The sequence below is a fragment of the Streptomyces sp. NPDC002776 genome, from assembly GCF_053592195.1.
Map to the genome: position 1 here is coordinate 124,256 of NZ_JBSFVG010000007.1, position 13,418 is coordinate 137,673.

Here is a 13,418-nt window from a genome sequence, read left to right on the forward strand (position 1 = left end):
TACGGCACGCGGCCGGTCGGGGTTCAGCTCGGCGAGCGATTTCTCGTCCGACGCGATGATCCGTCCTTCCCGCCGGGGCCGTCACTGCCTCTGCGGGCCTGGGCCGTACGGGTGGACTGCCTCGGCGCATGTGAGAAGCCCCAGACCTTAAGGGCCTGGGGCTGCCTCGTGGAGCGGGAGAACCGGTGGAGCTCAGGCTGCCTCGGTCCCCGCCCCGCGCACGCCCGGGTCGGGTGCCTGGGCATCCGTGAGCTGCGCGGTCTCGTCCTCCCCGAAGTCCGGGGACTGGAAGGGATTGGTCGTGGGAGGGGGCAGTTCTGCGGTGGAGCTGCGGGTCTGCCCTTCCAGCGAGGAGAACAGCGAGGTCAGGTCGATGAGAGGTCTCTCTTTCGGTACAGGCCCCCGAAGAGGCCTGGCGTGCCGTGATGGTGCACGGCGGTCCTAGAGCTTGGTCATCTTGGAGTACGGGCTCAGGATCCGCATTTGCGCGGAGCCGAAATCCACGAGGGCCGCGATTCCGTCCTCGATGCCGATCACCCGGCCGAGGCCGTAGACGTCGTGAGTGACCTGGTCACCCACGGCGAAGTGCTTGGGAGCCGGTGCCACCGGGGCCTTGAAAGGGCTGGTGGGCAGATGACGCTTCGGAGCAGCATGCTTTGTCATTGCTTCCCAGTATGTACCCAGCGCGGCCATCAGTTGTGTTGCAGTTTGGCTCACACGGGGCTCCGGCGGGTTGAAATGTCCGCATATGGGAGGTTCTGGGGCGAAGGTTGGGACGCACGCCACCCCTCCCGCGGGGCGTCTCAAGCGTCCGCGTCCACCCTCGGCATCGCCTCGACCGGAACCACCAGATCCGCCCGCCCGCGGGTCCCCGCCACCAGCTCGGCGTTGCGCTGGTCGGTCCGCAGCACCCAGGCCACCGCTTCCGCGTGGCTCTTGCCGAACTCCTCGTGGCGGGCGATCAGACGGCGCAGCCGTTCGTCCTCGTCCGGCTCGCAGAACCACACAGCGTCCAGCTGCGGACGCACCCGGGCCCAGGCGCCCGTCCCCAGCAGGAGGTAGTTGCCCTCGGTCACCACCAGGCGGGCCGTCGGCGGTACCGGGATCATGCCCGCGACCGGCTGTTCCAGGACCCGTTCGAACCCCGGGGCGTACACCACGTCCTCGTCGGCCTCCTCGCGCAGGCGCCGCAGCAGCGCCGCGTATCCCGCCGCGTCGAAGGTGTCGGGTGCGCCCTTGCGGTCGCGCAGGCCGAGCCGGTCCAGTTCGGCGTCGGCGAGGTGGAAGCCGTCCATGGGGACATGGGCGGCCCACGGGGCCCCGTCGCCGTTCAGTTCCCGTACGAGGTGCTCGGCGAGCGTCGTCTTGCCCGACCCGGGGCTGCCCGCGATGCCGAGGATCACGCGATGGCCACGGGACGTCAGCGAGCGGGCCCGGGCGAGGAGGTCGTCGAATGTCTGCGGCACGCGAGGAGTCTGCCATTCGCGGGTCGCCGGGTGCCGCCCGCCGCCGATGACTCGCGCCCGACGGGGCAGTAGCCATGTGGAGGAGGAAGGAGGCGCGCCATGGGGCGTGAGGGGTGCCCGGGGCCGGGTCGTGAGAGGTGGCCGGGACCGGGCGGCGCACCTGGCCGAACCCAGCGCTGCGCTCCCGCCGCCACAGCGTTAGTTTGTCCCTGTTTTCTCCGTTTCCCTGGCTGCCGGCTCCGGCCCGCCGGGCTGTGGGGTCGTAGCAGCCCTACGACGCGTAGCGGTAAGGGGTGGACGATGGCCCACGGCACCAACGCCCTGCTCGTCGGCAGGGGGCGCCGCGACCCGGCCGCCGTGTCCGGCAGGTCGCGGTGGATGCGCGGCACCGCCCTGCTCGCGGCCGTCTCCGGTGCCTTCACCGCCGCTCAGCTCCTCCTCGTCCCGCCGTCCATGGGCCTGGGCTGGGACGAGGCGGTCTATGTCAGCCAGGTCGGCGACCAGGCCCCGCCCGCCTTCTTCAGCGCCCCCCGCGCCCGCGGCGTCTCCCTCCTCGTGGCCCCGATCGCCTCCTGGTCGTCCTCCACCGGCCTGCTGCGGGTGTATCTCGCCGTGCTCTCCGGCGCCGTCCTCTTCCTCGCCCTGCACGCCTGGCGAGGGCTCTTCCCGGCCCGCGTCCTGGCCGCCGCCGGCGCCCTGTTCGCCTCCCTGTGGGTGACCCTCTTCTACGCCCCCCAGGCCATGCCCAACCTCTGGGTCGCCCTCGGCGCCCTCCTCGCCGTCGGCTGCTTCCTGCGCGCCCGCGCCGCGGACCGCCCCGACCGGCGGGCCCTGTGGGGTGTGGCGGCCGGCGCCGCGCTCATGGCGGTGATGCGCCCGACCGACGCCGTCTGGGTCGCCCTCCCGCTGCTGGCCGCCGCCGCGGCCGTACGGCACTGGCGGCTCGGCCTCGTCACCGCCGCGGGCCTCGTGGCCGGTGCCCTCCCCTGGGTGGCCGAGGCGTACACCTCCTACGGCGGCCTGCGCGAGCGGCTGGCCGAGGCATCCCGGGTCCAGGGCGGCCTGGGCTGGCACTTCGCCGTCGACGACCAGATGCGCGGACTGATCGGCCGTACCCTGTGCCGGCCGTGCACCGGCTCCCTGCCCCACCCGGTGATCACCGTGTGGTGGTTCCTGCTGCCGCTACTCGCCGTCCTCGGGCTGGTGATCGCCGTACGGGCCCGGCGCACCGCACGCACCCTGATCCCGCTCGCCTGCGCCGCCACCGCCGCCCTGCCGTACCTGTTCCTCATCGGGTACGCGGCTCCCCGCTTCCTGCTGCCCGCGTACGCCCTGCTGGCCGTCCCCGTCGCCGACGCCCTGCTGCACCTGGTCACCGCGCCGGGCGGGCGATGGCGGCCGGTCGCCGCGTCCCTGCTCGCCCTCGGCCTCGCCGGGCATCTCGCGGTGCAGTACGTCGTCCTGGACCGCACCGTCGACCGCACCGCCGCCGACCGCCGCGCCTGGGCCAGGACCGCCGACGCGCTGCACGGCCTGGGCGTACGCCCGCCCTGTCTGCTCACCGGGCACGAGGCGATCCCGCTCGCCCACTACGCCGGCTGCTCCTCCGGCGCGATCCGCGGCAACAACGCCAACACCACCACCGCGCAGATCCTGGCCACCGCACGCCGGGAACCGGTCGCCGTCCTCAGCGCGCCCGGCGGACGGCCGCCCGCCTACGCCCGCGGCTGGCAGCTGCACCGGCTCGAGGCGGTGGACGTCCGGATCGCGCCACCGCCGCGCGCGGGCGGCACCGTATGACCCCCGAGCCGCTGCCCGCCGTCCCCACCCGCAGACGGGCCGCCTACGGGCACACCGCGCTCAGCCTCACCGTCCTCGTCGTCGCGATCTGGCTCGCCCGGCGGCACTGGCCGGTCCTGGAGACCGGAGCGGTGCGGCTCGCCGTCGCCGACCAGGGCTGGCTGCTGGTGGCCGGGACCGCCGCGATCGGCACCTGGCTGTGCGCCGCCCTCGCCCAGCAGGGCGCCGTGCCCGAGCGGCTGCCCCCGGGGCGGCTCGTCGCCGCGCAGTTCGCCGCCTCGGCCGCCAACCACGTGCTGCCCGCCGGACTCGGCGCGGGCGCGGTGAACCTGCGCTTCCTCATGCGCTGCGGGCTGGCCGCCGCGCGCGCGGCGACGGGCGTGGCCGTCAAGGGCGCCGCCGGGGTGATCGTCCGGGCCGTCCTGATCGCCTCGCTCGCCGTGGCCTGCCCGGGCGTGCTGCGCGCTCCGGAGGTCTCCCCGGCCGTCCTCGCCGCCGCGGCCGGCGCCCTCGGAGTCGTCGCGCTGCTGGCCGGGCCGCTGCGCCGACGCGGCCGGCGCCTCCTCGGCCCGGCCCTCGCCGACATCAGGGCCGTGCACGCCCGGCCCCAGCGGGCGGCGGCGCTGTGGGGCGGCTCGCTCGCCTTCGCCGTACTGCACTGTGTGGTGCTGATCTCCGTCACCCAGGCCATCGACCTGGACCAGCCGCCGCTGCGGGTGGCGCTGCTCTACCTCGCCGCCAGCAGCGCGGCCGCCCTGCTGCCCACGCCCGGCGGCCTCGGCTCCCTCGACGCGGCCCTCGCCCTCGCCCTCACCGCGGCCGGAGCGCCCGCGGCCGGGGCCGCCTCCGCCGTCCTCGGATACCGGCTGCTGACCATGTGGCTGCCGCTGCTGCCGGGACTGCTGGTGCTCGGGGTGCTGATCCGGCGCAAGGCCCTGTGACCCGCACGGAGTTTCCGGTGCGCGAGGTTCAGGTAGGACACCCGTTGTCGGCGGCGGACTAGGGGGAGACGGATGACGCAGGGCGAGTACGGCGGGGGACTGGGTGCGGAGTTCTTCACCCCGGGCTCGTCCTCCTTCACGGAGTTCCTCGCGGCCCACCGCCCGGAGCTGCTGATCACCCGCCGGGTCCTGCCGGACGGCGTCCGGACCGCCCCCGGCCAGGTGCCGCACGGCACCACCGTGCTGGCCCTCGCCTACCGCGAAGGCGTGCTGATCGCCGGGGACCGACGGGCCACCATGGGCAACCTCATCGCCCAGCGCGACCTGGAGAAGGTGCATCCGGCGGACGATCTCAGCGCCGTCGCCTTCGCCGGGACCGTCGGTCTCGCGCTCGACATGGTCAAGCTCTACCAGGTGGAGCTCGCCCACTTCGAGAAGATCGAGGGCACCCCGATGACCCTCAACGCCAAGGCGCGCCGCCTGGCGGGCATGATCCGCGAGAACCTCGGACAGGCCATGCAGGGACTGGCCGTCGTCCCCCTCCTCACCGGCTACGACCCGTCGAAGCCGGAAGGAGAGCGCGGGCGCATCTTCAGCTTCGACATCGCCGGAGGACTGTACGAGAAGACGGACTTCCACGCCGAGGGGTCCGGGTCCCCTTACGCGCGGGGTGCGTTGAAGAAGCTGTTCCACCGGGGCATGTCCCGCCGCGAGGCATCCCTGGCGGCGCTCCACGCCCTGTACGACGCGGCCGACGACGACTCCGCGACCGGCGGCCCGGACCTCAATCGCCGTATCTACCCCATCGTTTCGGTCATCACGGAGGACGGCTTCGAGCGGCTGGGCGAGTCCGAGACGGAGGAGCTGAGCCGTGCGATGGTCGAGCAGCGCACCAGCCGCCCCGACGGGCCGACCGCCACCGCGTGAGATCAGGCCTCCGGCGTCGGTTCCTTGTGCCATTTGGTCAATTGCCTGACCGGGTCGCCGGTGTACGACCACGGGGTGCGGGTCGCCCGCCGCCCCGCCATCCGCAGCAGCGCGCCGCCCATGTCGGGCAGCCCGGCGAGACAGGCGGCATGGGCGAGGCAGTGCAGGTCGCGCAGTTCACCGGGGGCGACCGCCTGCGAGGTGCGGCGGCCCGTGATCCAGCGTTCCCAGGTGCGCCGTACGTCGCCGATCGCGCCGTCGTGGTCCCAGTGCTGGCCGAGGCCCATGGCGGCACACTGGCCGTGGGCGGCGTCCAGGGCGTGGCGGTACTCCTCGACGCGGGCGTACTGGACCAGGACCGGCAGCGGGCAGCCCGGCGGGGCCGCACCGGCCGCGTCGCGCGCGAAGTCGTACATCAGGCCGTGCGTGCCGTGCCAGCGCGCCGAGTAGTAATGCAGCACTTGAAGGTGCCCCTCCACGCTGTACGGGTCGCGCCGGTGCAACTCGTCCCACCAGCGCGCCAGTTCCCGCCGCCCCACCCCGGACGGGTACAGACGCGCCACCGAGATCAGCGAGATCCACGGCGTGGGATCCTCCGGGTACGCCTCGGCGGCCCGCAGACACGCCCGTACGGCCAGGTCGATGCGGTGCTGGTCGATGGGGACGCCCCGGCCCGCGGCGATGGCCACGGTGAACGCCCGGGCCGTCTCGGTGGCCGCCCGCAGCACCAGCGCGTCGGCGCTGTCCGGCTCGGCCGCCAGCCAGGACTCCATCGCCGAACTGTCCGCGCAGGCCTGCGCCAGCGTGCGCACCCGGTGGCCCCGGGAGAGCCAGTCGGGTCCGGTGGCCCGCAGCAGGTCGCGCAAGCCCTGCCAGCGTCCGATGACGATGTCCTGGCGGGCGGCGGTCAGGGGCGCGTCCCCGCAGGCGGGGTCGAAGTCGAAGGTGAACCGGTATCGCGCCATCGCGGGCCCCTCAGAAGTCGGTGGGCAGGCCCTCGTGGACGCGGTCATGCCCGGGCGGGCGGCCCGCTGCAACGTAGTCGGACGCGATCGTGTGGGAGGCGTCGAGCTTCGCGGGCCGGTAGTAGTCGCTGCCCCGGCGCCAGTACCAGAGCATCGGGACCAGTCCGGCCGCCAGTCCGCCGATGCCGATCGCGATCGCGGCGGGGGACAGTTCGGCGAGGGACTCCAGGAACACCCAGAACATGAACAGTGCGCCGAACAGCGGCCACACCCCGCCGAAGACGAAGTCGGCCGGGGACTTCAGCAGCATCTTGCGGTACGCGACCACCACCGCGATGCCGGTCAGGCCGTAGTAGACGGCGATCTGCAGACCGATCGCCGAGATCGCGTCGGAGAGGATCTCACCGACCGAGCCGAGCGCGTTGGAGGCGACGAACATCGCCAGCGCCACCGCGCCCACCACGACGACGGCCACCCACGGCGTGTTCCACGTGGGGTGCACTTTTCCCAGCGCGGCGGGCATCGTGCGGTCGCGGCCCATCGCGAACAGTGAGCGGGTGACCTGGATGAGCGTGGTCTCCAGGGTGGCGACCGTGGACAGCATCACCGCGACGATCAGCAGCCGCCCGCCCCAGCCCGGCCAGATCTCCTCGCCGAGGACGGCCAGCACATTGGCCTCGTCGGCGCGGATCCGGTCCGAGGAGAGGACGACGTTCACCGCGATCGTGAACACCTCGAACAGCAGGAAGACCACCCCGAGCCCGATCAGGCCGGCGAACCCGGCCGTACGACGGCTGTTGCGGGTCTCCTCGCTGAGGTTGCTGGTGACGTCCCAGCCCCAGTAGTAGAACGCGGCGATCAGCGCGCCCGAGGCGAAACCCGACACGCCGTCGAAGTGGCCGAGGCCGAGCCAGGACCAGTCGAAGGCGCGGGCGTTGCCGGTGTGGAGGACGGCGAGCACCGCGAACAGCGTGAGCAGGGCGAGTTCGACACCGGACATGATGAGCTGCGCGCGGACGGTGAGCCGGGCGCCGCCCAGCACCACCAGCAGCATCAGCAGGAACCAGCCGGCGCCCACCACCGTGGACAGCGCGGTGTTCGCGGCGAGTTCGGCGTCGAACAGGGCGAGCGTCATCGACCCGGCGGGCAGCGAACCGGCCACCATGAAGATGGTCGCCGACACCACCAGCGCCCAGCCGCTGAGAAATCCCAGGAAAGGATGGAGAGTTCGCCCCACCCAGGAGTAACTGGCGCCCGCGTTCACATCGATGCGCCCCAGATAGCTGAAGGCCAGCGCGATGCCGAGCATGGGGATCGCGCAGTACAGCAGCGCGGCCGGACTGGCCGTCCCCACCGCACCGACCAGGACCGCGGTGGTCGCGGCGAGCGAGTACGCCGGAGCGCTGCCCGCGACGGCCATCACCACCGTGTCGAACGTACCGAGGGCCCCTGGCTGGAGTCCTCTGCCCCTGTTGTTGCTCATGGCCTGTGCTGCTTTCCGTCGTGCATGCCGCCGGGACGGCGACGGGCCCGGACGGCGTATGGGGGTGTGGGGGGATGCACCCGCCCCGGCCGGACGAGGACGACCTCGGCCGCGAGACGGCGAAAACCAGCGAGCGGTGGCGCTCGTGCAGCCGCAGAGTCGGCAGACGATCACACCGTGTGCAAGTGATGAGTGATGATAGCCGCCCCCACCGACCGCCCAGGACACGCCTGGTGGTTGGCTCGCGCGGAACGGGAAACGCGTGCTGGAGAGCACTGGAGAGGAACCAGCGCACACGAGGGAATCCAGGAGGTACGCATGGGCACCGACCGCAGCACCCCCGAGCCGATGGCGGACGACGCCTACCAGCCCACCGGAGGCAACGAGGAGCAGGAGGACGCCGCGCCCCTGGACCTGCAGAACGCGGTGGACGAGCGGACCTACGACGACACCCTCGACGAGGGCTACTCGCCGCCGGAGAAGCCCCTCGGCGTCACCGCGCACGGCACCACGGCGGCCGAGCAGCAGGAGGGCGAGAGCCTCGACGACCGGCTCGCCCGGGAGGTGCCCGACGTGTCCCCGCCGGTCGGTGACGGCGTGGGCGACACGCCCGACGGCGAGGGCGAGCCCGTCGACCCCGAGGCGGGCGGCGAACGGGCCGGCCGGCTGGTCGCCCCCGACGAGGGGGCGCACGGCGTCGCCACCAAGGAGGAGGTGGCCTTCGACATGGGCGTGGACGGCGGAGCCGCGGGTGCCGAGGAGGCCGCCATGCACGTCGTCGAGGACGACACCCTGCTGCCGGACGAGGAGGACGGGACCGCCTGACGGGACGGACGGGTCCCGTCAGGCGGGCGGACGGGCGGGTCCCGTCAGGCGGGCGCGGGGCCGGCGCCCCGCGGCTACTCGCCCATCTGGTCGACCTGCCGGAGCCGGTTGGTCGCGTCGAGGGCGGCCACCTTGTAGGACTCGGCGAGCGTCGGGTAGTTGAACACCGCGTCGACCAGGTAGTCGACGGTGCCGCCGCAGCCCATCACCGACTGTCCGATGTGGATCAGCTCGGTCGCCCCGGAGCCGAAGCAGTGCACGCCGAGCAGCGTGCGGTCCTCGGGTGAGACCAGCAGCTTCAGCATGCCGTGCGAGTCGCCGATGATCTGCCCGCGGGCCAGCTCGCGGTAGCGGGAGATGCCCACCTCGAACGGCACCCGGTCCTCGGTGAGCCGGTCCTCGGTACGGCCCACGAAGCTGATCTCCGGGATGGTGTAGATGCCGATCGGCTGCAGGTGGTGCATCCGGCCGACCGGCTCACCGAAGGCGTGGTACGCGGCGCTGCGGCCCTGCTCCATCGAGGTCGCCGCGAGGGCCGGGAAGCCGATCACGTCGCCGACGGCGTAGATGTGCGGCACCTCGGTGCGGTAGTGCTCGTCGACCGTGATCCGGCCGCGCGGATCGGCCGAGAGGCCGGCCTTGTCGAGGTCGAGTTCGTCGGTGAGGCCCTGCCGGCCCGCGGAGTACATCACCGCGTCGGCGGGGATCTTCTTGCCGCTCTCCAGGACGGTGAGCGTGCCGCGGGGATGCCGTTCCACCGCGGCGACCGTCTCCCCGAACCGGAACGTCACCGCCAGGTCCCGCAGGTGGTACTTGAGCGACTCCACGATCTCGACGTCGCACATGTCGAGCATCCCGGCACGCTTCTCCACCACGGTGATCTTGCTGCCGAGGGCGGCGAACATGGAGGCGTACTCCATGCCGATGACCCCCGCGCCGACGATCACCATCGACCGTGGCACCCGTTCCAGGGCGAGGACGTTGTCCGAGTCCATGATCGTGCGCCCGTCGAACTCGACGCTGGCGGGCCGGGCGGGCCGGGTGCCGGTGGCGATCACGATGTGCTCGGCGCTGAGCATGCGTTCCTGCCCGGTCACCTCGCGCAGGGCGACGGTGTGATCGTCGACGAACCGGCCCGTGCCGGCGAACAGGGCGACCTGGTTGCGGGAGAGCTGGCTGCGGATGACGTCGACCTCGCGGCCCACCACGTGCTGGGTGCGCGAGATCAGGTCGGAGACGGTGATGTCCTCCTTCAGGCGGTAACTCTGGCCGTACAGATCGCGCTGGGTGAGACCGGTGAGGTACAGCACCGCCTCGCGCAAGGTCTTGGAGGGGATGGTGCCGGTGTGGATGGAGACCCCGCCGACCATGTCGGGGCGGTCGATGACGGCCACCCGGCGGCCCAGCTTGGCCGCGGCGATGGCGGCCTTCTGGCCGCCCGGACCGGATCCGAGGACGAGCATGTCGAAGTCGGGCACCCTTGGGAGTCTGGCAGCCGCAAGACCGTTTCCGAAAGGGCGGACGGCGAACACGCCCCCGGAGCAGGGAGGTTGGCCGCGCGCCCGGCCCCGGCGAGTCAGGGCGCTCCGGCGGCGGGACAATAGCCCCTTGGATGCCCGACTCGGCACCGCGAGCCCGCCCGCCCTGCCGGGCCCGACGAGGCGACCGGGACGGCCGGGGGTGCGGGGTGCCGCTGCGGCTGCTGCCGGCCGGGGCCGGAGTCGGTGCCGTCGAGGCGGTGTTCACCGGCGTCGAGCAGGACTATCAGCGGGCCCTGCCCCTGGACGAGACCGAGGTGCCGGTCGCGCTCACCATGAACGGTGCCCCGCTACCCCCCGCAGCACGGGCGGCCCCTGCGCCTGGTCGTCCCCGGCTGGTACGGCATGGCACACGTGAAGTGGCTGCGGGAGATCCGGGTCGCCGACGCCCCGTTCACCGGGTTCCAGCGGAGCGTGGTCCGGCCGGGGCCCGTCACGCTGGAGGGGCGGGCCTGGGCCGGCTGGCGGCCGGTATGCGGGTCGAGGTCGTCGCGGACGGCGGGCGCGGCCCGCAGGAGGCCGGACCGGAGGCCGACGGAGGGCGTGGCGGCGCCGGCGGTGCGCCGGTACCGCGACGCCGGGCGAGTACGTCCTCGGCGTGCGGGACACCGACGCCGAGGGGCGCACCCAGCTGCTGCGGCAGCCGTGGAACCGTGGCGGGTTCGCGGGCCCGGGTGGTGTGCCCGGACCCGGCAGGCTTTTCCGAGGCCTGTGTCCGCTCAGGGGAGGATCTTGTCGAGGGCCGCGGGTCCTTCCGCCGCCAGCTTCCGCTTGGCCCATTCCAGATTGTGCGGGGTGATGTCCTTGCCCGAGGCAAGGACCAGGTCCTCCGGCGACACTTCGGTGCCGGTGCGGGTGTGGAGCAGGGCGTCCGGGGTGGTGCGGTCCTCGGACGGCCCGGACGCGGGCTGTGACGTCGGCATGATCTGCTCCTCGGGTCCGGATCACTCGGTGCGGTTCCCGGCGCTCGCGCGCAAGGGGTCCGCTATCACCATTCAACGCCTTGGCGCGCCGTGCATCCGGAAGGAGCCGTCGCCCGGGACGGGACGCGGTGATCGGACCGGCGTGCTATGCGGGTAGAGCGGGGTCCCGGGCGCACGGCGGGCGTCAGCCGGGACCTGTACCGAAGGCCGCTCAAGGAGGTAGGGTCGCGATCTTCGGCGGGCGGAAGCCACCGGAGTCCCCCTGAGGCTGCCGCCGACCATGACCCTCGACGACACACGGCTCCGACTCGACCGAGCCCTGGACGACCTCACCCACACCTTCCGCGGCATGACGGCCCGGAGCGACGAGACGCAGTGCATCTGCCACTGGGGCAGCGACGACGAACTCGCCCTCCTGAAGATCCCCGGCAGGGAACTCGACCCGGACCTGCTGCGCCGCACCTGGGACGCCCCCGACTTCAGTGACCACGGCGCGGTCCTGCGCCGCATCCTGCCGCAGTTCGCCAGGGAGCTGGTCGCCGGCCGGATCGAGCCGATGTTCGGCATGTACGAGGTCGGCCGCTCCTTCGCCCGCGGTGACTGGCAGCAGTGGCCCGCCCGACAGAGCGCGGCCGTGCGGGAGTTCCTGCACGCCTGGTGGGCCCAGGGCCTGACGGACCCGGATCCCGCGGTGCCCGTGCACCAGCTCCTCGCCCTGTGCGCGGAGGCATCCGGCACGCTCACCCCGTGGCTCGACGCCTGGGAGGCACTCGGCCACCCGGTCGCCGACCGGCACTTGGCCGTGGCGGTGGAGCGGTGGGAGTACGCCCTGCTGGGGGACGAGCTGCCCTGGCAGAGCTGGGACGACGAGGACGCACTGCGCGCCGAACTCACCGCCTGGCTGGTGCGATACGCCCCCGACCGGCTGCGCACTCTGGACGGCACCGACGAACTCCTGCACCGCGTAAGGCTGCTGGGGCTCACCGGTCCCGCTCGCTGGGAGGACCCGCACTATCCCGTCCGGGCCTACTGAGAAGTCAGGGGGTCTACTGAGAGGCCAGAACCGTCTCCCACGTGTCCACCGCGTAGTGCACCGTCATCCCGTGGCGGGCGTACAGGCCGGGCGCCCCCGTGGTGTTGCCGGTGTCCACTCCGAGACCCACCGTGTCCCGGCCGCGCGCGGCGAACGCGGCGAACGCGTGGCGCAGGAGCAGGCCGCCTAGGCCACGGGCGCGGGCCTCACGCAGGACGCCGATGCCGCGGATCCACCCCATGGCCTCGCGGTCGTCGCGGGCCAGCAGGAAACCGGCATCCCCGTGCTCCTCGGTGCTCGCGATCCACACCAGGGACCAGTCGAGCCCCTCGGCGTCCACGTCGTGCAGCCACTGCTCGTAGGCGCGGGGGTGGAAGTCGAAGTGCTCGGCGAAGGTGGCCTGGTAGAGGGCGTGGACGCGCCTGCGGTCCGCCTCGTCGGCGCAGGCCCGCAGCCGTACTCCGGGCGGCGGCTGCGGGGTGCGGTCCTCGGCGGGATCCACCGGGCGGCGCAGCACGTGATGGCGCCGTACGACGGACCAGCCGCGCTTCTCGATCAGCGCGGTGTCCAGGGTGGGCTCGATGTTGAGGTGGAGGTGGACCACGGCCCGCTCCGCGCCGTTCTCCCGGGCCTTGGCCGACGCCCTGGCCTCCATCGCCTCGAACAGCCGCTGCCCGGCCTCCTGGTGGTCGGGCAGCACATAGTGGTCGATGTCGATGCGGTCGCCGCCCGACTCGTCCCACAGCAGCCCGTAGGCCACCAACCGGCCCTCGTGGAAGGCCAGCCAGGAGTTCCGCGGGAGATCGGCCTCGGGATGCCGTAGATCCGCCTCGACGGTGTGCTGGTCGGTCTCGGGGCGGCCGATCTCGATCAGGTCGACCTGGTTCAGCAGCTCGGTGATGGCGGGCACGTCGGTGAGGCCGGCCGGTCGTACGACATAGGGCATGCGGAAAGGGTCGGGGGCGAGTCGGGCCACCGCAACGGGGTTTCCCGGTCAGGCGTCCTCGACCGAGGCGCTGACCGGCGTACCCGCCTCGATGGTGCGGCTGACCGTGCAGAGCCGGTCGTGGGAGGTCTTCACCGCCCGGGGGAGGATCGCGCGGGCGCGGTCGCCGCCCTCGCCGGCGGGGAAGGCGACGGAGAAGGTGACCTCCAGGTCGGTCAGCCGGTTGCCCTGGTCGTCGCTGACCTTGTGGCCGGTCACCGTGACCGTGAACCGGTCGGGCTCCGCGTGCCGGGTGGTGGCGACGTCGACGTCGGCCATGGTGCAGCCGCCGATCGCGGCGAGCAGCAGCTCCACCGGGGTGAAGCCGGCGCCCTCGGTGCCGAACTCGACGGTGCCGCCACGGGCGTTGACGGCGGTGAAGTGGCCGGTGGCGGTCCGCTCGACGGTGACGGAGCGCAGGGAGGTGTCGGTCATGCCGCAGACCCTAATCGCGCCCGGTCCCCGAAATGGTGTGGACGCACCCGCGGAAGACCTCTACGGTGTGATCATCACGCCTTGAGACGACGGAAGG

The 13,418-nt window shown here is 72.8% G+C and carries 13 protein-coding genes; 5 read left to right on the forward strand and 8 right to left on the reverse strand.

What is annotated here, in order from left to right; translation table 11 throughout:
• Positions 1-441 precede the first annotated feature (441 nt).
• Together ACWD11_RS16605 and ACWD11_RS16610 are read right to left on the reverse strand one after the other, a co-directional pair.
• Positions 442-663 (reverse strand): CarD family transcriptional regulator, encoded by a 222-nt coding sequence (locus ACWD11_RS16605; RefSeq protein ID WP_250071676.1) that lies wholly within the window; start codon positions 661-663, stop codon positions 442-444.
• A 140-nt stretch (positions 664-803) separates the two neighbouring features.
• Complete coding sequence (locus ACWD11_RS16610) at positions 804-1,466, reverse strand: nucleoside/nucleotide kinase family protein (RefSeq protein WP_451283660.1); 663 nt, start codon at positions 1,464-1,466, stop codon at positions 804-806.
• 300 nt (positions 1,467-1,766) lie between these two features.
• On the opposite strand from ACWD11_RS16610, the gene ACWD11_RS16615 reads away from it, so the two are divergent.
• From ACWD11_RS16615 to prcB, 3 genes are all read left to right on the forward strand, one after another.
• A complete protein-coding gene (locus tag ACWD11_RS16615; protein ID WP_451283662.1) occupies positions 1,767-3,266 on the forward strand; it encodes a hypothetical protein in 1,500 nt (499 codons plus the stop codon).
• Positions 3,263-4,207 (forward strand): lysylphosphatidylglycerol synthase domain-containing protein, encoded by a 945-nt coding sequence (locus ACWD11_RS16620; RefSeq protein WP_451283664.1) that lies wholly within the window; start codon positions 3,263-3,265, stop codon positions 4,205-4,207. The genes ACWD11_RS16615 and ACWD11_RS16620 overlap by 4 nt, the downstream gene beginning before the upstream one ends.
• Before the next feature lie 72 nt (positions 4,208-4,279).
• Entirely contained in the window at positions 4,280-5,134 is an 855-nt protein-coding gene (prcB, locus tag ACWD11_RS16625; protein ID WP_451283666.1) for a proteasome subunit beta, read from the forward strand.
• 2 nt (positions 5,135-5,136) lie between these two features.
• On the opposite strand, the gene ACWD11_RS16630 is transcribed toward prcB, so the two are convergent.
• Both ACWD11_RS16630 and ACWD11_RS16635 read right to left on the reverse strand, forming a co-directional pair.
• Positions 5,137-6,099: a hypothetical protein gene (locus ACWD11_RS16630; RefSeq protein WP_451283668.1), complete on the reverse strand. Its 963-nt coding sequence runs from the start codon at positions 6,097-6,099 to the stop codon at positions 5,137-5,139.
• A gap of 10 nt (positions 6,100-6,109) precedes the next feature.
• A complete protein-coding gene (locus ACWD11_RS16635; protein WP_451283670.1) occupies positions 6,110-7,582 on the reverse strand; it encodes an APC family permease in 1,473 nt (490 codons plus the stop codon).
• A gap of 318 nt (positions 7,583-7,900) precedes the next feature.
• Here ACWD11_RS16635 and ACWD11_RS16640 point away from each other — a divergent pair, with 318 nt between their 5' ends.
• Complete coding sequence (locus ACWD11_RS16640; RefSeq protein WP_451283672.1) at positions 7,901-8,407, forward strand: DUF5709 domain-containing protein; 507 nt, start codon at positions 7,901-7,903, stop codon at positions 8,405-8,407.
• A 74-nt stretch (positions 8,408-8,481) separates the two neighbouring features.
• On the opposite strand, the gene sthA is transcribed toward ACWD11_RS16640, so the two are convergent.
• Entirely contained in the window at positions 8,482-9,885 is a 1,404-nt protein-coding gene (sthA, locus tag ACWD11_RS16645; RefSeq protein WP_389417190.1) for a Si-specific NAD(P)(+) transhydrogenase, read from the reverse strand.
• 779 nt (positions 9,886-10,664) lie between these two features.
• Complete coding sequence (locus ACWD11_RS16650) at positions 10,665-10,868, reverse strand: hypothetical protein (RefSeq protein WP_389417191.1); 204 nt, start codon at positions 10,866-10,868, stop codon at positions 10,665-10,667.
• Positions 10,869-11,148: 280 nt separating this feature from the next.
• Here ACWD11_RS16650 and ACWD11_RS16655 point away from each other — a divergent pair, with 280 nt between their 5' ends.
• Positions 11,149-11,901: a hypothetical protein gene (locus ACWD11_RS16655; RefSeq protein ID WP_451283674.1), complete on the forward strand. Its 753-nt coding sequence runs from the start codon at positions 11,149-11,151 to the stop codon at positions 11,899-11,901.
• 13 nt (positions 11,902-11,914) lie between these two features.
• Here ACWD11_RS16655 and ACWD11_RS16660 read toward each other — a convergent pair whose 3' ends face one another.
• Entirely contained in the window at positions 11,915-12,847 is a 933-nt protein-coding gene (locus tag ACWD11_RS16660) for a GNAT family N-acetyltransferase (RefSeq protein WP_451283676.1), read from the reverse strand.
• Positions 12,848-12,895: 48 nt separating this feature from the next.
• Entirely contained in the window at positions 12,896-13,321 is a 426-nt protein-coding gene (locus tag ACWD11_RS16665; protein WP_389417194.1) for an OsmC family protein, read from the reverse strand.
• Positions 13,322-13,418 lie beyond the last annotated feature (97 nt).

Coding starts and splice junctions, on each gene's coding strand:
- ACWD11_RS16605 (WP_250071676.1), bottom strand. CDS start 663: ATGACAAAGCATGCTGCTCCGAAGCGTCATCTGCCCACCAGCCCTTTC.
- ACWD11_RS16615 (WP_451283662.1), top strand. CDS start 1,767: ATGGCCCACGGCACCAACGCCCTGCTCGTCGGCAGGGGGCGCCGCGAC.
- ACWD11_RS16620 (WP_451283664.1), top strand. CDS start 3,263: ATGACCCCCGAGCCGCTGCCCGCCGTCCCCACCCGCAGACGGGCCGCC.
- prcB (WP_451283666.1), top strand. CDS start 4,280: ATGACGCAGGGCGAGTACGGCGGGGGACTGGGTGCGGAGTTCTTCACC.
- ACWD11_RS16630 (WP_451283668.1), bottom strand. CDS start 6,099: ATGGCGCGATACCGGTTCACCTTCGACTTCGACCCCGCCTGCGGGGAC.
- ACWD11_RS16635 (WP_451283670.1), bottom strand. CDS start 7,582: ATGAGCAACAACAGGGGCAGAGGACTCCAGCCAGGGGCCCTCGGTACG.
- ACWD11_RS16640 (WP_451283672.1), top strand. CDS start 7,901: ATGGGCACCGACCGCAGCACCCCCGAGCCGATGGCGGACGACGCCTAC.
- ACWD11_RS16650 (WP_389417191.1), bottom strand. CDS start 10,868: ATGCCGACGTCACAGCCCGCGTCCGGGCCGTCCGAGGACCGCACCACC.
- ACWD11_RS16655 (WP_451283674.1), top strand. CDS start 11,149: ATGACCCTCGACGACACACGGCTCCGACTCGACCGAGCCCTGGACGAC.
- ACWD11_RS16660 (WP_451283676.1), bottom strand. CDS start 12,847: ATGCCCTATGTCGTACGACCGGCCGGCCTCACCGACGTGCCCGCCATC.
- ACWD11_RS16665 (WP_389417194.1), bottom strand. CDS start 13,321: ATGACCGACACCTCCCTGCGCTCCGTCACCGTCGAGCGGACCGCCACC.